A 20,763-nucleotide genomic window follows, 5' to 3' on the forward strand; every position below is an offset into this window, starting at 1 on the left:
ATCGCGGCTTTCCGCCATACTCTCTCCATCGTGGCAACTGCGCTGTTTTGTGAGCAGTGCGCCGATGGAGCAGCCGGATTTACGGCGGAAAAGGTTAGCGGAAACTCCTCCTCCGCCGGGCATCCGGTGAAAGGAGTTGCGTGATGGTACGCAAGGTGATCCGCGGCTTCGCGCTGGCCGCCCTTCTGGCAGCCGGGGTGACGGCGCGCCCGGTCCCCGCAGTTTCGCAGGCCCCGATAAATTGCGCGAACCGATCCGAGGTGATCGAGTTTCTGGCGCGGCAGTATCGGGAAAAGCCAGCCGCGACGGCGCTCATCAATCCTCAGGCGATCCTGGAAGTCTATGCGGCCGACAACGGCAGCTGGACATTGATCGTCACGGACGTCAACGGCCGTAGCTGCGTCATCCTTGCCGGCAAGAGTTGGGAAGCTCTGCCGCCGCTGCCGATTCCAAAAGCATAATCGGCGCGCCGTTCTGTCCGCTTCCGCCCCTCCCGTGGACCGAGGCCCCTCAGAGGGGCCGGCCGATGCTGGAATAGGCAAAGCCGTGTTTCACGACCTCGTCCTGGCGATAGATGTTCCTGAGGTCGACGAGAATGGGTGTCTTCATCGCCGACTTCAAGCGGCGGAAGTCAAGCGCGCGGAACTCGTTCCATTCCGTTACGATCACCAGCGCATCCGCTTCGTTGGCCGCCTCATAGGGATCGCTGGCATAGTCGATGCCGTCGATGATCTTCTTCGCGTTCTCCATGCCTTCCGGGTCGTAGCCGATAATGTGGGCGCCGGCATCCCGCAGCGTCTGCACGATGGCGATCGCCGGACTGTCGCGCATGTCGTCGGTGTTCGGCTTGAAGGTGAGGCCGAGGATCGCGATTTTGTGGCCGCGCACGTCGCCGCCGGCAGCCGCAATCACCTTGCGGCCCATTGCCCGCTTGCGGTTGTCGTTGATCGCAACGGTGGTCTCGACGAGCCGGACGGGCGCGTCATGGTCCTGCGCGGTCTTGACCAGTGCCAGCGTGTCCTTCGGGAAGCACGAGCCGCCGTAGCCGGGGCCGGCATGCAGGAACTTCGAGCCGATGCGGCCGTCGAGGCCGATGCCGCGGGCGACGTCCTGGACATTGGCGCCGACCTTTTCGCAGAGGTCGGCCATCTCGTTGATGAAGGTGATCTTCATCGCCAGGAAGGCATTGCCGGCATACTTGATCAGTTCGGAGGTGCGGCGCGACGTGAAGACGAGCGGCGACTGGTTGAGATAGAGCGGCCGGTAAACCTCGGTCATGACGTCACGCGCCCGCGCATCATCGTCGACAACACCGATGACGATCCGGTCCGGCCGCTTGAAGTCCTCGATCGCCGCACCCTCGCGCAGGAATTCCGGATTGGAGACGACGGCGAAATCGGCGTCAGGATTGGTTTCGCGAATGATGCGCTCGACCTCATCGCCCGTGCCGACCGGAACGGTGGATTTGGTAACGATGACGGTGAACCCCTCGAGGTTCTCGGCAATCTCGCGGGCCGCCGCGTACACGTAGGAGAGGTCGGCATGACCATCGCCGCGGCGGGAAGGCGTACCGACCGCGATGAAAATGACGTCGCTGTCGGCGACGGCGGAAACGAGATCGGTCGTGAACGACAGCCGACCCGAGGCGACGTTGCTGGCCACCAGATGGTCGAGGCCGGGTTCGAAGATCGGAATACGCCCCTGCATCAGCGCGTCGATCTTGCTCTCGTCCTTGTCGAGACAGACGACGTCGTGGCCGAAATCCGCAAAACACACACCGGAAACGAGGCCTACATAGCCGGCGCCGATCATTGTGATTTTCATAGGCTCTTTCCTTTGTTGTCTGGCGAGCTCTTGTCCGCGAACGCTGAAACCATGCTGGTTTGCACGTATCTATGCCTGCGAGGCCGAGGATCCGGCTTTCCCGCCAACATTGTAGTATTCCTCATACCAGGCGGCAAAGCGCGCCACGCCTTCTTCCACCGGGATTGAGGGTTTGAAATCTGTCAATGCCTCCAGAAGATCGGGGGAGGCATAGGTGCGCGGCACGTCGCCCTGCTGCATCGGCAGCATGTTGCGCAGTGCCGGTTTGCCGACGGCCTTCTCGACCGTTTCGACGAACGTCATCAGTTCGACCGGCTGGCCGCCGCCGACGTTGACGACGCGGAACGGTCCTTGGCGCGACAGCGTGTCCTCGGCCTTCTCGGATGGCACGCGGTTCTCTTCTGCCGGGGCCACATGCGAGAGCCTGAGGATACCTTCGACGAGGTCGTCGATATAGGTGAAGTCGCGGCTCATACGGCCTTCGCCATAAATGTCGATCGGCTGTCCCTTGTGGATGGCATCGACGAATTTGAACAGCGCCATATCAGGCCGCCCCCAGGGACCATAGACCGTGAAGAAGCGGAAGGCAGTGGTTGGAACCTTGTAGAGATGGGCATAGCTGTGCGCCATCAGTTCCATCGATTTCTTGGTGGCGGCATAGAGCGTCATCGGCTCGTCGGCGCGATCGGTCTCCGCAAACGGGATCTTCTCGTTGGCGCCGTAGATCGAGGACGTCGAAGCGAGCATCAGGTGTCTTGGGCCGAGTTCCCGCGCCAGCTCCAGGATGTTCCACGAGCCGATCAGGTTGGAATCGACATAGGCCTTGGGATTTTCAAGGCTGTATCGGACGCCGGCCTGGGCCGCGAGGTGGATGATGACCTCGGGCTCGGCAATCTCCGCCGCATGGTTGAGCGCTGCCCGATCCTCGAGCATGCCGACGACAGCCTTGAAGCCGTTCGAACGCGCCAGGATCTCATGCCGGCGCTGCTTCAGCGTCACGTCGTAATAGGGGGTCATGCCGTCGAAGCCGACCACGAAATGTCCTTCGTCGATCAATCGCTTGGCGAGATGAAAGCCGATGAAGCCCGCGGTGCCGGTGATGAGGTAGCGCACGACCATGTCCCCAGATTGTGTTGTCAGGGCGTTCTTACGAAGAAAGCCGGGCAATGGAAAGTCGAAACCATCACTCCGACGGTTGGCCCAGTCCCTGTTGCAGGGCGGAGAGGACCGACATTGCGTGCCCCGCATATTGGCTGATCCAGCGGTCGTGAATGGCTTGGATCGGCAAAGCGTTCAAGTGGTTCCAGCGCTCGCGGCCCTCGCGGCGAACGAGCACGAGTTCGGCCTCTTCCAGCACCTTCAAATGCTGCATGACGGTGCAGCGATCGAGATTGCCGAATTGCTCGCAGAGCATGCCGGTCGTCTGCGGCGCGTGCTTCATGGCGTCAAGCATCTGGCGGCGCAGTCCATTGGCCAAAGCCTTGAAAACGAGGTCGTCTTTCGAATCGGTTGACATGTTATGTTTTTATAACATATTCTGTTCGGGCTCAATAGGAGGAACATCAGATGCCCTTCGAATTCCGTGTGAATGGACGGATCGATCGCCCGGTCGCCCAGGTCTTCGATGCCGTCGTCAATCCGGATCAGCTCAGTCGCTATTTCGTCACCCTTGGCGGCATCAGCGGGCCGCTGGTCACCGGCGCTACGGTCAAATGGTGGGGGGAAGTGCCGGTCCAGGTCGAGGCGGTTGAGCAGAACGAGAGGATCGTTTTTCGCTGGGACGCCATGGTCGCCAAGGGCGAGGAGCCCTACCAGACCCGCGTGGAGATGTGTTTCCAGTCGCTGGATGACGGCGCCACCATGGTGACGATCGCCGAAAAGGGATGGCGTGAGAACGAGCAGGGGCAGAAGGGGTCTTATGTCAACTGCGAAGGCTGGTCGCAGATGCTTGCCTGCATGAAGGCCTGGCTCGAATACGGCATCAACCTGCGCCAGGGCTATTACCTCAGCGAACTCTCAGGCAAGCCGGCACTTGAGCCGCAAGCCTGAGCCAGCCGGCACCGGGCTTTCCGCTCCGGATCCGGGCGCGAGATTATCGACAATCGAAACACAAACAATGAGCCGCATCGGCAGTCGTCGGGCGGCAATAGGAGATTGCGCCATGACGAAAATTACAGGCGGCATCAATATCGCGGTGAAGGTTCCCTCGCATCAATACGAAGCAGTCGTCGCCTTCTATCGCGACACGGTCGGCCTCGAACCCATCGAAGAAAAGCTGCCGGCCATCGGCTTCAAGCTTGGGCCCAACCAACTCTGGATCGACGAGGCGCCGAACTACAGCCAGGCCGAGGTCTGGCTCGAACTCTTTACCGATGACCATGTGGGCGCACTTGATCATCTCGCCGCCAGGGGCGTTGTGCGCTGTGATGCGGTGGAAGATCTCGGCGAAGGTTTTCGCGGCGGCTGGATCATGAACCCGGCCAATATCGTGCACATGGTGCGGACGCCGGACGCCTGGTAGGCGGCCGGCATTCCGTCAAGCAGGCATCAGTAGGCGGGCGGCAGGCCGCCGTTCGAAACGCTCGCCATCGGCACGCCGGCGGTTGGCTCGGTCATCGGCGGTTCGGCTTGCAGCACGACGACGCGCGAGTCGAGCGGGACGCGGCTGTAGAGATCGATGATATCGGGGTTGAAAAGACGGATGCAGCCGCTCGAAACGGCTTTGCCGATCGACCAGGCCTCGGTCGTGCCGTGGATGCGGAACAGCGTGTCGCGATTGCCCTGGAAGAGATAGAGCGCGCGCGGACCGAGCGGGTTGCGCACGCCCGGCTCCATGCCGCCGGCAAGCGGGCCATAGCGCTCCGGTTCGCGTGCCACCATGTCCTGTGTCGGCGTCCAGCGCGGCCATTCGGCCTTGCGCGCGATGCGCGCCTCGCCCTCGAATTCCAGGCCCGCCTTGCCGACGCCGATGCCGTAGCGCATTGCCATGCCGCCATCCTGGACGAGGTAGAGGAAGCGGTTCTGGGTATCGATTACGATTGTGCCCGGCGGCTCGTACGTCTGGTAGGCGACCTGTTGGCGCAGATAGCGCTTGTCGACCTTGCTGATGTCGATCGCCTCCAGCGGGAACTTTTCGCTGGGCAGCGGCCCGTACATCGCCACATAGTATGGATCCGGTCCCTTCGGCTTGGCCGGCACTGACGTGGTGACGCAACTGGCGAGCGTCGAGGTGGCGAGAAGGAGGGCGAAGAGCTGCGCCAGGCGGCCGGCGCTGTTCCGGGACACACACATAATGAAGTTTTGATCCTGCTGATTGTTTTTTTCGGGCGGGAGGCACGGCTTTTGCCGCTCTTCCGTTCTAATGTCAAAGACGGCGTCGGGGCGGCGACAGCATGTCGCAAATGAGGCAGCCAGTGAGTGTGGCCGAATGGCGACAGTCGGCCCTATCACGCTGGCTATCGCAACATCGCTTGATCCGATTTCGATCGCGGGTGTATGCCATATCCATGCAATGGAGCGATCAGGCCATTATTCTCGGCATACGGCGGCACGGCGAAAGCTCGGCCATCGTGGAGGTCATGAGCGCCGCCCACGGCCGGCATCTCGGCATGGTGCGCTCGGGCCGCTCGCGCGTCATGCAGCCGGTGCTGCAGCCGGGCAATTCGGTGGAAGTCACCTGGCGCGCGCGGCTTGACGAGCATATGGGGGAATTCCGCATCGAGCCGGTGGAACTGCGCGCTGCACGTTTGATGGAAGCGGCGACCTCGGTCTATGGCATCCAAGCGCTCGGAGCACTCCTGCGGCTGCTTCCTGAGCGTGACCCGCATCCGCATCTCTACGAGGCGCTCACCGTCATTGTCGATCATCTCGCCGATCCGGCCGATGCCGGAGAACTGTTCGTGCGCTTCGAGCTCGCGGTTCTCAACGATCTCGGCTTCGGGCTCGATCTGACGGAATGTGTGGCAACCGGCGCCCGCACCGAGCTTGTCTATGTGTCGCCAAAATCGGGCAGGGCGGTTTGCCGCTCGGCCGGGGAACGTTATGCGGACCGTATGCTGGCATTGCCGGATTTCCTCTCCGCCGAAGCACGCCGGGCTGCCGATCACGACAGCCTTGCCGCCGCTTTCCGCCTGACCGCCTTCTTCCTCCACCGCCATGTCTATGAGCCGCGCGGCCTCGACGTTTCTTCCGCGCGCGACGGCTTCGTCCATGCGGCACTCAAAGCGCTGAAAGCGCAATCCTCAGCCGCCTGATCCCCAGGAGTTATCAATGTATCAAGAACTTTATCCCGGCATGTCCGTATCCGGCATCGGCGTGCTGTCGCTCGACCGCGTCGCCCGCGACGGCGGTCTCAAGGCGATGCAGGACTTGCTGAGCGGCGAGCTGCCGGCGCCGCCGATGTCGAAGACACTGAAGTTCGGACTGAGCGAAGTCGAAGACGGCCGGGTGGTCTTCAAGGGATTTCCGACCGAGGAACATCTCAATCCGCTCGGCACGGTGCATGGCGGATGGACGGCGACGATCATGGACTCGGCGCTCGGCTGCGCGGTTTTCACCACGGTGAAACCCGGCGAGGCCTATACGACGGTGGAATTCAAGGTCAACCTCGTGCGGCCGTTGCTGCCGGGCATGGGCGAAGTCTTCTGCGAAGGACGTATCGTGCACCGTGGCCGGACGATCGCGACTTCGGAAGCCTGGCTTCGCGACGGAAACGGCAAGCTGCTGGCTCACGGCACCGAAACCTGCGCGATCTTCCCGATCGACAATCTGCGGCGTTAAGAGCAATTCCAGGAAAAGTGCGAAGCGGTTTTCCGTCCGGAATTGCGTCGCTTCAAATACCATTCCAGGAAAAGTGTGAAGCGGTTTTCCGTCCGGAATTGCGGCGTCAAATACAACTCCAGAAACAAGAAACGCCGCGCGGTAAAGCGCGGCGTTCTTCTTTGCGATCGCAGCTTTTGTCAGCCGATGCGGCCGCCGCCCTGCTTGGTCACGGCGACGACGGCCGGACGCACCGGCATGTCGTCCTTGAAGTCAGGCCAGCGGGTTGCCGGCGTCTCGTAAGTGGCAAGACCGGCGTCGCCCGGATGCTGGACGGCCAGGAAGAAGGTGTCCGACGTCGGGTTGAAACAGGGGCCGCACATTTCGGCGCCAACCGGCACGCGGAAGAAGAGCTTCGACGTGCCGCGGGCACTGCCGTCCGTGTCGATCGCCCATATGCCGTCGGTCCGGCCGGTTTCCTTCTGGTTGTTACCGTCGGTCGATACCCAAAGGCGGCCGTCGGTGTCGATGGCGCAGTTGTCGGGCATGCCGAACCAGCCGTTCTTGGTGGTCGCCGTCGAGAACGAGGCGCCAACCTCGGCAACAGCAGGATCGCCGCACTTCAGGAGCACATCCCAGCGGCTCTTCAGCGAGGCGAAGTCGCCGTCGGTTTCGGTGATCTCGACGATGTGGCCAAAAGCGTTCTTGGCGCGCGGGTTGGCGGCGTCGACTTCTTCTGCCTTGCGCTTGGTGTTGTTGGTCAGCATCACGTAGACCTTGCCCGTCCTAGGGTTCGGCTGAACGTCCTCCGGGCGGTCCATCTTGGTGGCACCGAGCGCGTCGGCGGCGAAGCGGGTGTTGATCAGCACGTCCGCCTGCGAGGCGAAGCCGTTGGCCTCGGTCAGCGGGCCTTCGCCGTGGGTAAGCGGCATCCAGGTGACGGTGCCGTCCTCGTCGAACTTGGCGACATAGAGCGTGCCTTCGTCGAAGAGGTCCATGTTGGCGGCGCGATCATCAGGGTTGAAGATGCCCTTGGTCACGAACTTGTAGACATAGTCGTAACGCTCGTCGTCGCCGGAATAGAGCACGACGCGGCCGTCCTTGTTGACGATCGATTCGCAACCCTCGTGCTTGTAGCGGCCGAGCGCGGTGCGCTTCTTCGGCACCGAGGTCGGATCCAGCGCATCGACCTCGACAATCCAGCCGAAGCGGTTGGCCTCGGTCGGCTCCTTGGAGACGTCGAAACGGTCGTAGAAGGAGGCCCATTCGTACTGGCCGCCCGGTGCGCCCAGGCGCTTGAGCTGCTTGTATTCCGGGTGGTCTTCGGCGAGCTCGCCACCGAAATAGCCGTTGAAGTTTTCTTCGGCCATCATGTAGGTGCCCCAGGCGGTGACCCCGCCGGCGCAATTGTTGATCGTTCCGAACACCTTCTTTCCCGTCGGGTCGGACGGCGTCTTCAGACGGTCATGACCGGCCGCCGGCCCGGTGATCTGCATCTCGGTGTTGACCGTGATGCGACGGTTGTTCTTGCCGTCGAGAACCGGCTGCCACTTGCCGTCGACCTTGCGGATTTCGATGATCGTGCCGCCATGGGCGGCCATTTCGATGTCGACCAGTTCCTTGGTGTACTCACCGAGAACGACCTTCTCCTCCTCGACTTCCTTGCCGTCCTTCGTCACCTTTTCCTTCACGACGCTGGCGAAGGCCGGGAACATCAGCTCGGCATTGGTATATTCGTGGTTGACGACCAGGAGGCCATGGTCGGCGCTGCCCTCAAGCGGAATGAAGCCGACATAGTCGTTGTTGTAGCCGAACAGCTTTTCCTGGGCGGCGGCCGTCTGGTTCTTCGGGTCGAACTCCGGGCTGTCGGCGAAGATCTTGTCGCCCCAGCGCAGCAGGATGTCGGCATCGTAACCTTCGGCGACATGGTGCTTCTCGTCGACGCCGGCTTCGATCTCGGTGAAGTCGAAGCGCGAACCTTCCTCGGCGCGTGCTTCTTGTGCAGTCAGGAGAGCCAGCGGGCTGACCGTCGTCGAAATCGCGGCAACGGCGAGCGAGCCGCCGATGAACGAGCGGCGCGAGAAACGGCGATGGATAATGTCGCCCATCGTCGGGTTGGTGGAACAGTTGTGGCCAATGTCTTCCAGCTCTTCCCTGCGTTCCGTCAGCGTCTTGAATTCGGTCTCTTCCGTCTGGCCGAGATGCTTGTCCATGATCGGGTCTCCTGGTTGAACGATGGAAACCACCGCGCCGAGACAGCGGTGTTCATCCGCCTGTACCAGTTGCTCGGTGACAGTTCTGCGACAATTCCGTGAAGAGATTACAGTGCTCGGCCGTCTATTGCATGTTTCCTGAAATCGCCTCCGATTTAAGGACAAAGACACGCAGCAATTCAGAGTGCTACAGCGACCTTTGCTAGTCTGATAAGACGCGCGGCGCTGTAGCGATTTGGGGCGCGCGTAAAAATCTGTATGGTTGCGTGCGGTCTGTGCGTGCGACTGCCAGGGGAAAACATGTTCGAACTCTTTGCTTTTCTTGCCTTCATTCTCGCTCTTTCCGCCTTTGCCGGCGGTCGCAAGACGGCCGAGCGGCTGGGGGCCGAAATCGCCGCGCTGAAGGCGGAGGTCGCAAGGCTGAAGACCTCATCGGGCGCCGGCGTTCAGGCCGAAGCGACGACCGAAGAGCTCGCCGCCGCGCCCGAACTGCCGGTGGAACCGGAGACGGTAGAGGAGGCTGCGATCGGCCTGACGGCCGGCGCGCGCGAAGGGGCCCGGATCTTTGGCGACGCGGAGAACGCGGCGGAAGACATCGAGGGTGCCGAGACCATTGCCGCCAGCACAGAAGCGCCACAACCGGTTCCGGCTGCGCTCCGTCAGACCGAGAGCCTGGAAAGCCGGCTCGGCGCACGTTGGGCCGTCTGGGTCGGCGGCATTGCGCTCGCGCTCGGCGGTGTCTTCATGGTCAAATATTCGATCGATGCCGGCCTCCTGAGCCCGGCGGTTCGCCTGACGATTGCCGCCCTGTTCGGTCTGTTGCTGATGGCAGCAGGGGAGGTCATTCGCAGGCGCGCGGTGCCTGTCATCGCCGACGAATTCCAGAATGCGATGATCCCCGGCATCCTGACGGCTGCCGGCGCCGTCACCCTGTTCGGTGTCGCCTATGCCGCCTACGGCATCTACGGTTATATCGGCACGGGCACGGCATTCGTTCTGCTGGCCGCGATCTCGCTTGCGACCGTTGGTCTGTCGCTACTGCATGGGCAGGCGCTCGCCGGCCTCGGCCTGCTTGCCTCGCTCGCAACGCCGGCACTCGTCTCGAGCGACGAGCCGCGACCCTGGGTCCTCTTCGGTTTCCTCTCGATCGTCTGGCTTGCGACCTTGCTCGCGTCGCGGCTGCGGACTTGGACGGTAGTGCCGACCCTTGCCAACGCCGGCATCGGGCTTTGGGGGCTTGCCTATATCACTGCGACCTCGCCATTCGAACCGCTGCCGGTCGCCTTTGCGCTGTTGGTGATGACCGTCGGCATCGGCCTCGTCTGGCCAGGTGCTACGGAAGCTGCACCCGTGCCCGAAGTCCCTGAAGGTGCGGAGCGACGCGGTGCCGTTGCCGGACCATGGGAGCGGTTGTTTATCCCGCCACATGCGGCAATCTCCATTTCCGCGGCCATCGCCGCCACGGTGCTTGCGCTCCTTCTGATCAGCCCGGCGGTGGCCGCGGTCAAATATCCCGTGACGGAATTTGCTGTGGTCATTGCGGCGCTGGCGGCCTTGGGAGCCGGGCGGCCGACGGCGGTCTATCCCGCCGTGCTTTCGGCCGTCGGGGCAGTGGCCGGCGTTTGGAGCCTGACGGCGCTGAGCGGTGTGCTCGCCTATCTCGATCCCTCGCTGGCCGACGCTCTGCCGACGATCGTGCTGCCCGGCCGCACTGCCATGATCACGGCGATGCTGCTTGCGGCGCTGTTCGTGGCGCTCGGCGGCTTCGTGCTGTCGCGCCGCCTCGTCACCCATCCGCACTATTCGACCCTCTGGGCCGGCATCGCCGCCGTTGTCCCGATCGCGCTGACGGCCATGTCGTTCCTGATGACAGGCAACTATGCCTTCGATCTGCCGCACGGCCTGTTCTCGCTCTTCGCCGGAGCCGCGCTGCTCGCGCTGGCGGACTGGCTCTACCGCCGCGGCGGCGAGGCGGAGGCGCGCGATATCGCGGCTGGATTGCTGGTCGCCGGTTCGTTCGCGTTCTTTGTCCTTGCCCTTCATGCCTGGACCGATGGGCTCGTCACCACACTTGCGATTGCCGTGCTCGGAACGGCCTATGCGCTCGCGACACGCATCCGCGCCTGGCCGATCCTGCCCTGGATGACCGGTGCTGCGGCTGTGGTCGTTCTCGGGCGCATCGCCTGGGAGCCGACGATCGTCGGTGCCGGCAATCTCGGCACCACGCCCGTCTTCAACGCGCTGCTGCCGGGCTACGGTATTCCCGCCGCACTGCTTGCGGGCTCCGCCTATTTCCTCAGATCCTGGCCGAACATACGGGTACGCAACCTCCTGCAGGCGCTCGCCAGCCTTTTGGTGCTCTTGACGCTCGCGATCCTCGTGCGCCATGCGATGAACGGCGGCGTGCTCGACAGCGCAGTACCGACGCTCGGCGAGCAATCGATCTATACCCTGCTGGCGATCGGCGCCTCGGCGATCTTCATGAGCCTCGACATGAAGTCGCCGAGCCCGGTCTTCCGCTATGGCGGCATGGGCCTCGGCGTGCTTTCGATGTTGTCGGTGCTTTCGGCGCATCTCCTCGGCCTCAACCCTTACTTCAGCGGCGAGCTTCTCGGTCATATCCCGTTCTTCGATCTCCTGCTGATCGGCTATCTGCTGCCGGGGCTCGGCTATGCGGGGCTGGCCTGGTATGCGCGCGACAAGCGGCCGTTGCCCTATGTCATGGCGCTTGCGGTCAGCGGCGCGGTGCTGGCCTTCGCCTGGGCGAGCCTCACGGTCCGCCGCGCATGGCAGGGAGAAAACATCGCGGATTGGAAGGGCTTCCTGCAGGGAGAGACATATACCTACTCGGTCGTCTGGTTGCTGCTCGGCGTGCTGCTGCTTGTGCTCGGTTCGCGTTTCCATGCCAAGAGCATTCGCATCGCTTCGGCCGTTCTCGTCTTCGTCGCTGTCCTGAAGGTGTTCCTGATCGACATGTCCAACCTCGAAGGTTTCCTGCGGGCCCTGTCCTTCATCGGCCTTGGCGGGGTATTGATCGGGATAGGGCTCTTCTATCAGAAGATCCTGTCCGGTGTCGGCGTCGCATCGACGGCGCCGACAGATCCTGCCGAACAGCAATAGGACGTCATGACACATATTTCGAAACTGGCGGCAGCCTTCGCGCCGCATGAGGATCTCGCCGCGGTGCTGCTGCCGCATGCCTTTGCCGCCGATGACGGCTCGCATGATGCCGCGCATCTGATCCGCGTCTGGAAGAATGCTGCGCGCATCCACGCGGAGGAGGGCGGCGATACGCGTTCGCTCGCCGCCGCCGTCCTGCTCCATGATTGCGTCTCGGTCGAGAAGAACTCGCCCTTGCGCACCCAGGCATCACGTCTGGCGGCGGAGAAGGCGACCGGCATTCTGCAGGAACTCGGCTGGGGTACGGGAGAGACCGGCGCCGTGGCGCACGCCATCCTGACCCACAGCTTCTCCGCCAACATTGCACCGGAGACGCTGGAGGCGAGGATTCTTCAGGATGCCGACCGGCTGGATGCGATCGGTATGGTCGGCGCCGCCCGCTGCTTCTATATCGCCGGGCGCATGGGCAGCGGTCTCTATGACCCGCTCGATCCGCTGGCGGAGGCAAGGGAACTCGATGACAAGGCGTTCGCCATCGATCATTTCGAGACCAAGCTGTTCCGGTTGGCCGATGGCTTCAAGACCGAAGCTGGCCGCCGATTGGCGGCGGAGCGCGAGGAGCGCCTGCGCGACGTGCTTGCCATGATGCTCGATGAAATCTAATTCTTTCAAGATATTGCCGCTATCCCGTGAATCGGATCGTCAGGCGCTTGAATCTATTTTTGAACATGAAGGAATTGTCCATGAAGGTGACCGGTCTCAACATTCATCCGCTGAAAAGCGGCCGCGCCATCGCCCGTGAGACGGTTACCGTCAACCTCGATGGCGTCGAGGGCGACCGGCGCTTCATGCTGATCGAGCCGGACGGGCGCTTCATCACCCAGCGCGAATTGCAGGCGCTGGCGAAGGTCGAAGCCAGCCACATCGATGGCGGTGTGCATCTTAGGATGGGCGACCGGGAAACCTCGGTACGCTTTGATCCGGATCGCCGGCTGAACGTCCAGGTCTGGGGCAGTGAAGTCGATGCCGCCGTTTCCGACGATACGGCGGATGAGACGCTGTCCGCATGGTTCGGCCGCCCGGTCAAGCTTGCCCACATGGACGCCTCGGCCGAGCGCTTGGTCGGTGCCGAGTGGGCCGGCACCGCAGCGCCTGTCGGCTTTGCCGATGGGTTCCCGGTCCTGATCACGACGACCGGCTCGCTCGCCGATCTCAACCGGACCCTCGCCGAAAAGGGCCAGGAGCCCGTCGGCATGGACCGGTTCCGCACCAACATCCTCGTCGATTGCGACGACGCCTGGGATGAGGATTTCTGGGAAAGCGTCGAGATCGGCGGCATTCGGTTCGATCTCGTCAAGCCCTGCGCCCGCTGCATCATGACGACACAGGATCAGATCACCGGCGAGCGTATTGGCGGCAACCCGATCCAGGGACTGGCCGAAAAGCGCATGTCCTCCGATCGGCGCGTGCCCGGCGTGCTCTTCGGCTGGAACGCGGTGCCGCGCAGCGAAGGCACCCTCAAGCTTGGCGATGAGGTCAAGGTCACCGGCCGGCGCGGTGAACGCTGGCCGATGAAGGTGCGTGCTTCGGCTTAAATCGGACGCAACTCCGGACGGAAAGCCGTTTCACATTCTTCTCGGAATTGCTCCGGGCCGCATCACGCCCAGGGCGTGATTCCGAGAAGCTTGGCGCCGAGATCCGAGAGGCTGGCGGGGGAGGCATTGAGCTTTTCCCATTGGCGCGGGTCGCCGGGAAAGGCGTCACGCTTGGGGTGGTCGAGTTCCCGCCACAGCCGCACCCGTTCCTCGCGCTCGGCGACATTGTCCCATTCCGCCGGATGCATCGAGATATATTGCGCCATCCGCACACGGTCGTCGGAGTGGTTGGGGCGCACACCATGGGCGAGCAGGCTGTTGAAAATCATCAGGTCGCCCGCCTCCATCTCGATGTTGACAGTCGAGAGACCGGCCATGTCGGGGTGCATCGGGTCGCGGTCGGCAGCTTGCGTCTTCTCCCAGCTTTCGAAGTTTTCGAAGAGTTCCGGCACGCATTGGAAGCCGCCGACGTCGCCGTCCTGTTTCTTCAGGCTCAGCACGCCCTGAACGCCGATCGGCAGCGGCCGGATCGAGGTGTCGACATCCCAATGGATGAATCCGTCAGGATTACCCTTCACCTTCTTCGGCGGATTGAGGTTGGCGCGGTCAATCGTCACCCACAGATCCTCGCGATCCCAGATGTCGACGAAGGCGCCGTAGATGCGCGACTCCTGCCGGTTGTCCCAGAGATACTGGTGATTGTAGATCTCCAGCATGCCGGTGTTGTTGAGTTCCTTCATCTTGTGCTCGCGCCGCTGCGGCGCATACCAGGTCGAAGGATCGCTCGGATCCTTCTCGTCGAAGCGCCAGAGCAGATCGACGAGGCGCTCGACATTGGCCGGCGGCACCGCCTGTCTCACGATGACGTAGCCCTTGCTGACCCAATGCTGCCAGTCCGTTTCCGAAAGCACGCGCAGCGGCAGCCGCTTCTTGATGTCCTTCAGTTGTACCTCGAGATTGGCAGCCGTGGGGTGGCTGTCTCTGAGCGCCTGCATGAATGTCTCCTCGCCTTGAATGTTCGATTGGTCGATGGAGAAAGCCTAGCCTTCTGGTCGAGGCCATGTTGCACGAAGCATGCCAAAATTGATACTATTCTGGCATCGTGAGGCGAAGGCATGCAACATGAAGCCTGTTTTGCAGAAAATACCGCGGGCGACCAATGCTTCGTCGATCCTGCTCGACCGCCGCCTCGACGATTCCATTCCGTTCCAATGGCACCATCATCCGGAGTTCGAACTGACGTTGACGCTCAACTCGCGCGGCCAGCGCTTCATCGGCGACCATATCGGCGCCTATGACGACGGCGATCTCGTGCTCGTCGGTTCCAACCTGCCGCACACCTGGCACTCGTCGGGTAAGATTGACGGTGCCGAACCGCACGTGGCGCTGGTGCTCTGGTTTCATCCGGAATGGGTGGAACGTCTGGACGACGGCTTTGTCGAGCTCACCGGTGTCAAGGCGATGTTCGAGCGATCCGCCCCGGGCTTGCAGTTCACTCCGGAAGTTGCCGCCCGTGTCAGGCCGCTGTTTGAAGGGTTGCGCAGGCTGGCGCCGGAGGAACGGCTGCCGGATGTCCTCTCTCTGCTGACAATCCTGGCGCGTGAGCAACAGGTGGCGCCGTTGTCCAGCCGTGTCGTCACGCCATCGGGCCGATCGGTCGATCGTGGTCGCCTCGACCGTGTGCTCGACCATATCCATCTGCACTACGCCGAGAACCCATCGATGGAGGAACTCGCCGACCTTGCCGCCCTCAGCCTTTCCGGTTTGCATCGCCTGTTCCTGCGCCACCTCAACATGCCGGTCTCGGAGTATCTGATGCGGTTGAGGATCGGCGAAGCCTGCGCGCTCCTCAGCGGCTCTGGACGATCGATCGCCCACATCGCCGAAGCCGTGGGCTATCGCTCGATCGCCAACTTCAATCGGCAGTTCAAGGCGGCCAAGGCCATGACGCCCAGGGAGTTCCGCAACCGATTCCGAAGCGCTGCGTAACTCAGGCATCAATTCCGGTGATCGCGGCGTCAATATAATTGGCTTTTATCTGTTTTAGCCGCCGCCTAGGATGCCGGTCCATCAATCGGAGATATTTCATGTCCGCTGTTTCCGGAGCATCCGCGCCGTCCCATGCTCGTCAGGAGATGCCCTGGCTGATCATCGCGGCTGGTTCGGTCGTTGCGATGCTCACCTTCGGCCCGCGCTCGGCGATGGGCTTCTTCCAGTTGCCGATGCTCGCCGACACCCGCTGGGATCGGACGACTTTCGGCCTCGCCATGGCCTTGCAAAACCTCTGCTGGGGCTTGAGCCAGCCGTTCTTCGGCGCGATCGCCGACCGGTTCGGCACTTGGCGGGTGCTTGCCATGTCTGGCCTTCTCTATGCTGCGGGCCTCATCATCATGGCCTTTGCCAATGCGCCGATCTGGCTGCATATCGGTGGCGGCGTGCTCGTCGGCATGGCGGTCGGCTCCGGCTCCTTCGGCATTCTCCTGTCGGCCTTTGCCCGCAACGTCACGCCGCATCAGCGGTCGCTCGCCTTCGGCATCTGCACGGCGGCGGGCTCTGCCGGTATGTTCCTGTTCGCGCCGTTGAGCCAGGGGCTGATCTCCGCCTATGGCTGGTCGGACAGCCTCGTCTATCTCGGCGTCCTCATGCTGCTGGTGCCGTTCTTCGCGATTCCACTGCGTGGCAATGCCTCCTCCGGTCGCCAGAGCGAGGCGCAATACAAGCAGTCGATCGGCGAGGCGCTGAAGGAGGCGCTTGGCCACAAGAGCTACTTGCTTCTCGTCTCCGGTTTCTTCGTCTGTGGCTATCAGGTCGCCTTCATCACTGCGCATTTTCCGGCCTATATCGGCGATATCGGCATCGACGCGCGCTATGCGGTGATCGCGCTGGCGCTGATCGGCTTCTTCAACATCATCGGCTCGCTGTCTGCGGGTTTCATCGCCCAGCACTACTCGAAGCCCTACTTTCTGGCGCTGATCTATATCGCCCGCTCGGTGGCGGTGACCGCCTTCCTGCTGCTGCCGCAGACGCCGGTCTCCGTCGTCATCTTCGCGATCGTCATGGGCCTGCTCTGGCTTTCGACCGTGCCGCCGACCAACGCGCTGGTCGCGATCATGTTCGGCACGCGGCATCTGGGTCTGCTCGGCGGCATCGTTTTCCTCTCGCACCAGGTGGGTTCGTTCCTGGGTGTATGGATGGGCGGTTACCTCTACGACCACTTCGGTTCCTACGATCCGGTGTGGTGGCTCGGCGTGGTGCTCGGTATCTTCGCGGCGATCGTCCATTGGCCGATCGAGGAGAAGAGCGTGGTGCGGCCGGCGATGGCCTGACCGCATGTGCAAACTGGGGCGCTGCGAAAAACAGCGCTCCATTCTTGAATTCTGTCACAAAACTTTCTAAATCAACCCATGCGGCTTTGCCGCTTTTGTTTTGGTTCAATTATGCTCAGATTGAGCATAATTGAAAAAGCTGCCCGGGAAGAGGGCGGAGAGGAGATCTCGATGACGCGCGTTGTTTCCCGCAAAGAGGCGGTGGCGAACCCGGTTCTTGTCAGCGCTGCCCAGCGCTTTGGTGTCATCGAAAGACCCGAACTTGCCTTCACGCCAGCGGTCGCACGCGAGACGGAACATCTCTACGAGAAGGTGAAGGACTTTATCCCGGCGATCGAGTGGCCGGTCTATGCGCCCTATGTGCACGCCATCAACCGGCTGAAGAAGGAGCGCAATGCCGTCATCCTCGCGCATAACTATCAGACGCCAGACATCTTCCACTGCGTCGCCGATATCGTCGGCGACTCGCTGCAGCTTGCCCGCGACGCCAGCAAAGTCGATGCAGAGATCATCATCCAGTGCGGCGTCCACTTCATGGCCGAAACGTCGAAGCTGTTGAGCCCGGAAAAGACGGTTCTGATCCCGGACGGCAAAGCCGGCTGCTCGCTTTCGGAATCGATCACCGGCGCCGATGTGCGCCTTCTGAAGCAGCGTTACCCCGGCGTTCCCGTCGTCACCTACGTCAACACCTCTGCCGACGTGAAGGCCGAGACCGATATCTGCTGCACCTCGTCCAACGTGCTTGACGTCGTCGAGAGCCTGGAATCCGACACGGTGCTCTGTATCCCCGACGAATATCTGGCGATGAACGTCGCCCGCCAGACCAACAAGAAGATCCTGACCTGGAAGGGCCACTGCGAGGTGCATGAGCGCTTCACCGCTGCCGAGTTGCTTGCCTACAAGGAAGCCAATCCGGGCATCGAGATCATCGGCCATCCGGAATGCCACCCGGATGTGATCGCCGTCTGCGACTTCGCCGGCTCGACGTCGGGCATGATCAACTATGTCAAGGACAACCGCCCGTCGAAGGTGCTTCTCGTCACCGAATGCTCGATGGCGTCGAACATTCAGGCAGAGATCGAGGGCGTCGAGTTCGTCAAGCCTTGCAACCTCTGTCCGCACATGAAGCGCATCACGCTGCCGAAGATCCTCGACAGCCTGCTCAACATGACGGAGGAGGTTCTCGTCGATCCGGCGATCGCCGCCCGCGCCCGCCTTGCGGTCGAACGCATGGTGAACCTCAAGCAGTAACGATTCCGCCTGGCGGTTCGCCCGGCCTGCAGCGCCGCGCCCCTTATCAGGCGCGCAAAGGTCGCTGTAGAATATAGAAACTCTGCATGCGCATTGGAGGAGAATGAAACATGCTGACCGACCATTTCCGCCCGCAATCCTTCAACGGGATTGACGACATCGTCATCGTCGGCGGCGGCCTGGCCGGCCTTTTCTGCGCGCTGAAGCTGAGCCCGAGGCCGGTGACGATCCTGGCTGCCGCGCCCATCGGTCACGGCGCTTCCTCGGCCTGGGCTCAAGGCGGCATCGCGGCGGCCATGAGCCCGGGCGACACCTTCGAGAAACACGTCGCCGACACGCTCGCCGCCGGTGCCGGCATCGTCGATGAGAAGATGACGCGCATGATGGTCGCCGAAGGCCCGGCGCGCATTCACGATCTTCTGGAATATGGCGTGCCCTTCGATCGCGACCTCGAAGGCAAGCTGCTGTTGTCGCGCGAGGCGGCGCATTCCGAGCGCCGCATCGTCCGGGTCAAGGGCGACATGGCCGGCAAGGCGATCATGGAAGCGTTGATTGCCGCGGTGCGCAAGACGCCGTCGATCCGCGTGATCGAGGGTTACGTCGTGGAGGAACTGGTTCGCGAGGGCCGGTTCATCTCCGGCGTCATCGCGCGGCCGGATGCGGGACAGTCGAAGAAGCGCGTCTCGTTCCCGGCGCGCGCCGTCGTACTCTGCTCCGGCGGCGTCGGCCATCTCTATGCGGTCACCACCAATCCGTGGGAAGCCTGCGGGCAAGGGCTCGGCATGGCAGCCCGCGCCGGCGCGATCATTGCCGATCCCGAATTCGTGCAGTTCCACCCGACCGCGATCAACATCGGCAAGGACCCGGCGCCGCTGGCGACCGAGGCGCTCCGCGGTGACGGTGCCTACCTCCTGAATGCGGCCGGCCATCGCTTCATGCTCGACATTCACCCGGACGGCGAGCTTGCGCCGCGCGACATCGTTTCGCGCGGGGTCTTTGCCGAAGTTCAGGCGGGGCGCGGTGCCTTCCTCGATTGCACCAAGGCAGTGGGCAAGCACTTCCCCGACATGTTCCCGACGGTCTATGCCTCGTGCACCGCGGCCGGCATCGATCCGGTGACCCAGCCGATCCCTGTCGTGCCCGCGGTCCACTACCATATGGGCGGCGTGCTGACGGACGCGGAGGGCCGCACCTCGATCGATGGCCTCTGGGCCGCCGGCGAAGTCACCTCGACAGGCGTGCATGGCGCCAACCGCCTTGCCTCCAACTCGCTGCTCGAAGCGGTCGTCTTTGCGGCCCGTATCGCCGAAAACATCAAGGGCACGCTGCCGACGCCGCAGCTCACCGAGTGGGGCGACAATGCCGGCGAGAGTGACGATCCGGTGACCGTCGAAGATAGCCCGCAGCTCAAGGTTCTGCGCCAGGTGATGAGCGATTGCGTCGGTGTGATCCGCACGCGCGAGAGCCTGCTGAAGGCAATCCGAGAGATCGAGCGGCTCGAGCGCGAAAATTCGCGCATGCGCTTTACCAACATCATCACGACAGCCAAGCTGATCACCGTCGGTGCGCTACGCCGCACGGAAAGCCGCGGCGGCCACTTCCGCGCCGATTGCCCGGCGGAGCGGCCGGAATGGCGCCGACGCACCTACCTGACGCTCGCCGAAGCCAATCGCCTTTCAAAGGAATTGGCTGAAACGGAACCGGCGTGATCCGGCACTCCGCCACTCGCATGTGACTGAAGCTCAAGGACCGCCAGCAGATGACCGCAGCCCTCCGCCCCGAACTGCCCGCACTGATGATCGAGGACCAGGTGCGCGCCGCACTGCTTGAGGATCTCGGCCGCGCCGGTGACATTACCACGCTGTCGACGATCGGACCGGAGCTGACGGCAACGGCCGGCATGAATGCCCGCGACCCCGGCGTCGTCGCCGGGCTCGATCTCGCGCGCGCCGCCTTCCGTCTGGTCGATCCGTCGATCGGTTTCGAGGCGTTGGTGGCGGATGGGGACCAGGTGGCGCCGGGCACGAAGCTCGCCCGCATCTCCGGCCGTGCCCGCGGCCTGCTATCGGCCGAGCGGGTGGGCCTGAATTTCCTTATGCATCTCTCGGGCATTGCGACCTATACGGCGAAATTCGCCGACGAGATCGCCCATACGCGTGCGAAGGTTTGCTGTACCCGCAAGACCATCCCGGGGCTGCGCGCACTCGAGAAATATGCCGTGCGTCTCGGCGGTGGCTCCAACCACCGCTACGGGCTCGACGACGCGGTGTTGATCAAGGATAACCACATCGCCGTTTCCGGCGGTGTCGCCAGCGCCATCCACGCGGCGCGGGCCTATTGCGGCCATCTCGTCAAGATCGAGGTCGAGGTCGATGGTCTCGACCAGATGCGCGAGGCGCTGACCGCCCAGCCCGACGTCATCCTGCTCGACAATATGGGCCCGGAGCTGCTGCGCGAAGCCGTCGCCGTCAACCAGGCATTCTGGCAGCTCTCCACCGACGCCTACGCGCTCGACGCCCGCCGCACCCGGCTCGAGGCCTCCGGCAACGTCAAGATCGATACTGTGCGCGCGATTGCCGAAAGCGGCATCGACTACATCTCGACTTCAAAGATCACCATGGCCGCTCCAACGCTCGACATTGGCCTCGATGTGGTGATCAACCGGTAACGAGCAGT

The 20,763-nt window shown here is 62.8% G+C and carries 19 protein-coding genes; 13 read left to right on the forward strand and 6 right to left on the reverse strand.

Annotated features, from left to right (window positions below; translation table 11 throughout):
• Window positions 1-143 precede the first annotated feature (143 nt).
• Window positions 144-461: a hypothetical protein gene (locus tag AC3WWH_RS05510; protein WP_058320264.1), complete on the forward strand. Its 318-nt coding sequence runs from the start codon at window positions 144-146 to the stop codon at window positions 459-461.
• A gap of 49 nt (window positions 462-510) precedes the next feature.
• Here AC3WWH_RS05510 and rkpK read toward each other — a convergent pair whose 3' ends face one another.
• The 3 genes from rkpK to AC3WWH_RS05525 form a co-directional block, all read right to left on the reverse strand.
• Complete coding sequence (gene rkpK / locus AC3WWH_RS05515; RefSeq protein WP_058320263.1) at window positions 511-1,824, reverse strand: UDP-glucose 6-dehydrogenase; 1,314 nt, start codon at window positions 1,822-1,824, stop codon at window positions 511-513.
• Window positions 1,825-1,893: 69 nt separating this feature from the next.
• Entirely contained in the window at window positions 1,894-2,937 is a 1,044-nt protein-coding gene (locus tag AC3WWH_RS05520; RefSeq protein WP_058320513.1) for an NAD-dependent epimerase, read from the reverse strand.
• Window positions 2,938-3,007: 70 nt separating this feature from the next.
• On the reverse strand, window positions 3,008-3,340 hold the full coding sequence (locus tag AC3WWH_RS05525; protein WP_058320262.1) for an ArsR/SmtB family transcription factor: 333 nt from the start codon (window positions 3,338-3,340) through the stop codon (window positions 3,008-3,010).
• Between the two features lie 50 nt (window positions 3,341-3,390).
• Between AC3WWH_RS05525 and AC3WWH_RS05530 the strand changes: the two genes are divergently transcribed.
• Window positions 3,391-3,873 (forward strand): SRPBCC domain-containing protein, encoded by a 483-nt coding sequence (locus tag AC3WWH_RS05530; protein ID WP_058320261.1) that lies wholly within the window; start codon window positions 3,391-3,393, stop codon window positions 3,871-3,873.
• Between the two features lie 112 nt (window positions 3,874-3,985).
• Window positions 3,986-4,345 carry a hypothetical protein gene (locus AC3WWH_RS05535; RefSeq protein ID WP_057252792.1) on the forward strand — a complete coding sequence of 120 codons (360 nt, stop codon included), beginning with the start codon at window positions 3,986-3,988 and terminating at the stop codon, window positions 4,343-4,345.
• A gap of 26 nt (window positions 4,346-4,371) precedes the next feature.
• Here the strand turns inward: AC3WWH_RS05535 and AC3WWH_RS05540 are convergent, their stop codons facing one another.
• Window positions 4,372-5,115 carry a L,D-transpeptidase gene (locus AC3WWH_RS05540; RefSeq protein WP_058320260.1) on the reverse strand — a complete coding sequence of 248 codons (744 nt, stop codon included), beginning with the start codon at window positions 5,113-5,115 and terminating at the stop codon, window positions 4,372-4,374.
• Window positions 5,116-5,330: 215 nt separating this feature from the next.
• Here AC3WWH_RS05540 and recO point away from each other — a divergent pair, with 215 nt between their 5' ends.
• Window positions 5,331-6,077 (forward strand): DNA repair protein RecO, encoded by a 747-nt coding sequence (gene recO / locus AC3WWH_RS05545; RefSeq protein WP_058320259.1) that lies wholly within the window; start codon window positions 5,331-5,333, stop codon window positions 6,075-6,077.
• 16 nt (window positions 6,078-6,093) lie between these two features.
• Window positions 6,094-6,603: a PaaI family thioesterase gene (locus tag AC3WWH_RS05550; RefSeq protein WP_058320258.1), complete on the forward strand. Its 510-nt coding sequence runs from the start codon at window positions 6,094-6,096 to the stop codon at window positions 6,601-6,603.
• 179 nt (window positions 6,604-6,782) lie between these two features.
• Here AC3WWH_RS05550 and AC3WWH_RS05555 read toward each other — a convergent pair whose 3' ends face one another.
• The gene (locus AC3WWH_RS05555; RefSeq protein ID WP_113399296.1) at window positions 6,783-8,795 is read right to left on the reverse strand and encodes a PhoX family protein; all 2,013 of its coding nucleotides are present in this window, start codon (window positions 8,793-8,795) and stop codon (window positions 6,783-6,785) included.
• Between the two features lie 300 nt (window positions 8,796-9,095).
• Here AC3WWH_RS05555 and AC3WWH_RS05560 point away from each other — a divergent pair, with 300 nt between their 5' ends.
• The 3 genes from AC3WWH_RS05560 (at window position 9,096) to AC3WWH_RS05570 (ending at window position 13,510) form a co-directional block, all read left to right on the forward strand.
• Window positions 9,096-11,915, forward strand: a complete 2,820-nt coding sequence (locus AC3WWH_RS05560; RefSeq protein WP_058320257.1) for a DUF2339 domain-containing protein — start codon at window positions 9,096-9,098, stop codon at window positions 11,913-11,915.
• A gap of 6 nt (window positions 11,916-11,921) precedes the next feature.
• A complete protein-coding gene (locus AC3WWH_RS05565) occupies window positions 11,922-12,578 on the forward strand; it encodes an HD domain-containing protein (protein WP_057252781.1) in 657 nt (218 codons plus the stop codon).
• An 80-nt stretch (window positions 12,579-12,658) separates the two neighbouring features.
• Window positions 12,659-13,510 carry an MOSC domain-containing protein gene (locus AC3WWH_RS05570; protein ID WP_057252779.1) on the forward strand — a complete coding sequence of 284 codons (852 nt, stop codon included), beginning with the start codon at window positions 12,659-12,661 and terminating at the stop codon, window positions 13,508-13,510.
• Between the two features lie 62 nt (window positions 13,511-13,572).
• On the opposite strand, the gene AC3WWH_RS05575 is transcribed toward AC3WWH_RS05570, so the two are convergent.
• Window positions 13,573-14,505, reverse strand: coding sequence for a phytanoyl-CoA dioxygenase family protein (locus tag AC3WWH_RS05575; protein WP_058320256.1), 933 nt, complete (start codon window positions 14,503-14,505; stop codon window positions 13,573-13,575).
• Window positions 14,506-14,632: 127 nt separating this feature from the next.
• Here AC3WWH_RS05575 and AC3WWH_RS05580 point away from each other — a divergent pair, with 127 nt between their 5' ends.
• The 5 genes from AC3WWH_RS05580 (at window position 14,633) to nadC (ending at window position 20,755) form a co-directional block, all read left to right on the forward strand.
• Window positions 14,633-15,499 (forward strand): helix-turn-helix domain-containing protein, encoded by an 867-nt coding sequence (locus AC3WWH_RS05580; RefSeq protein WP_058320255.1) that lies wholly within the window; start codon window positions 14,633-14,635, stop codon window positions 15,497-15,499.
• Between the two features lie 98 nt (window positions 15,500-15,597).
• Window positions 15,598-16,836, forward strand: a complete 1,239-nt coding sequence (locus AC3WWH_RS05585) for an MFS transporter (protein ID WP_058320254.1) — start codon at window positions 15,598-15,600, stop codon at window positions 16,834-16,836.
• Window positions 16,837-17,007: 171 nt separating this feature from the next.
• On the forward strand, window positions 17,008-18,087 hold the full coding sequence (nadA, locus tag AC3WWH_RS05590; protein WP_057252773.1) for a quinolinate synthase NadA: 1,080 nt from the start codon (window positions 17,008-17,010) through the stop codon (window positions 18,085-18,087).
• 110 nt (window positions 18,088-18,197) lie between these two features.
• On the forward strand, window positions 18,198-19,796 hold the full coding sequence (locus tag AC3WWH_RS05595) for an L-aspartate oxidase (protein ID WP_058320253.1): 1,599 nt from the start codon (window positions 18,198-18,200) through the stop codon (window positions 19,794-19,796).
• A 50-nt stretch (window positions 19,797-19,846) separates the two neighbouring features.
• Window positions 19,847-20,755, forward strand: a complete 909-nt coding sequence (nadC, locus tag AC3WWH_RS05600; protein WP_058320252.1) for a carboxylating nicotinate-nucleotide diphosphorylase — start codon at window positions 19,847-19,849, stop codon at window positions 20,753-20,755.
• Window positions 20,756-20,763 lie beyond the last annotated feature (8 nt).

The organism is Ensifer sp. EB106-03-01-XG145, from assembly GCF_058792075.1.

Bases quoted from the DNA above. Each gene is read 5' to 3' on its own strand.
- AC3WWH_RS05510 (WP_058320264.1), top strand. From the start codon at position 144: ATGGTACGCAAGGTGATCCGCGGCTTCGCGCTGGCCGCCCTTCTGGCA.
- rkpK (WP_058320263.1), bottom strand. From the start codon at position 1,824: ATGAAAATCACAATGATCGGCGCCGGCTATGTAGGCCTCGTTTCCGGT.
- AC3WWH_RS05525 (WP_058320262.1), bottom strand. From the start codon at position 3,340: ATGTCAACCGATTCGAAAGACGACCTCGTTTTCAAGGCTTTGGCCAAT.
- AC3WWH_RS05530 (WP_058320261.1), top strand. From the start codon at position 3,391: ATGCCCTTCGAATTCCGTGTGAATGGACGGATCGATCGCCCGGTCGCC.
- AC3WWH_RS05535 (WP_057252792.1), top strand. From the start codon at position 3,986: ATGACGAAAATTACAGGCGGCATCAATATCGCGGTGAAGGTTCCCTCG.
- AC3WWH_RS05540 (WP_058320260.1), bottom strand. From the start codon at position 5,115: ATGTGTGTGTCCCGGAACAGCGCCGGCCGCCTGGCGCAGCTCTTCGCC.
- recO (WP_058320259.1), top strand. From the start codon at position 5,331: ATGCAATGGAGCGATCAGGCCATTATTCTCGGCATACGGCGGCACGGC.
- AC3WWH_RS05550 (WP_058320258.1), top strand. From the start codon at position 6,094: ATGTATCAAGAACTTTATCCCGGCATGTCCGTATCCGGCATCGGCGTG.
- AC3WWH_RS05555 (WP_113399296.1), bottom strand. From the start codon at position 8,795: ATGGACAAGCATCTCGGCCAGACGGAAGAGACCGAATTCAAGACGCTG.
- AC3WWH_RS05560 (WP_058320257.1), top strand. From the start codon at position 9,096: ATGTTCGAACTCTTTGCTTTTCTTGCCTTCATTCTCGCTCTTTCCGCC.
- AC3WWH_RS05565 (WP_057252781.1), top strand. From the start codon at position 11,922: ATGACACATATTTCGAAACTGGCGGCAGCCTTCGCGCCGCATGAGGAT.
- AC3WWH_RS05570 (WP_057252779.1), top strand. From the start codon at position 12,659: ATGAAGGTGACCGGTCTCAACATTCATCCGCTGAAAAGCGGCCGCGCC.
- AC3WWH_RS05575 (WP_058320256.1), bottom strand. From the start codon at position 14,505: ATGCAGGCGCTCAGAGACAGCCACCCCACGGCTGCCAATCTCGAGGTA.
- AC3WWH_RS05580 (WP_058320255.1), top strand. From the start codon at position 14,633: ATGAAGCCTGTTTTGCAGAAAATACCGCGGGCGACCAATGCTTCGTCG.
- AC3WWH_RS05585 (WP_058320254.1), top strand. From the start codon at position 15,598: ATGTCCGCTGTTTCCGGAGCATCCGCGCCGTCCCATGCTCGTCAGGAG.
- nadA (WP_057252773.1), top strand. From the start codon at position 17,008: ATGACGCGCGTTGTTTCCCGCAAAGAGGCGGTGGCGAACCCGGTTCTT.
- AC3WWH_RS05595 (WP_058320253.1), top strand. From the start codon at position 18,198: ATGCTGACCGACCATTTCCGCCCGCAATCCTTCAACGGGATTGACGAC.
- nadC (WP_058320252.1), top strand. From the start codon at position 19,847: ATGACCGCAGCCCTCCGCCCCGAACTGCCCGCACTGATGATCGAGGAC.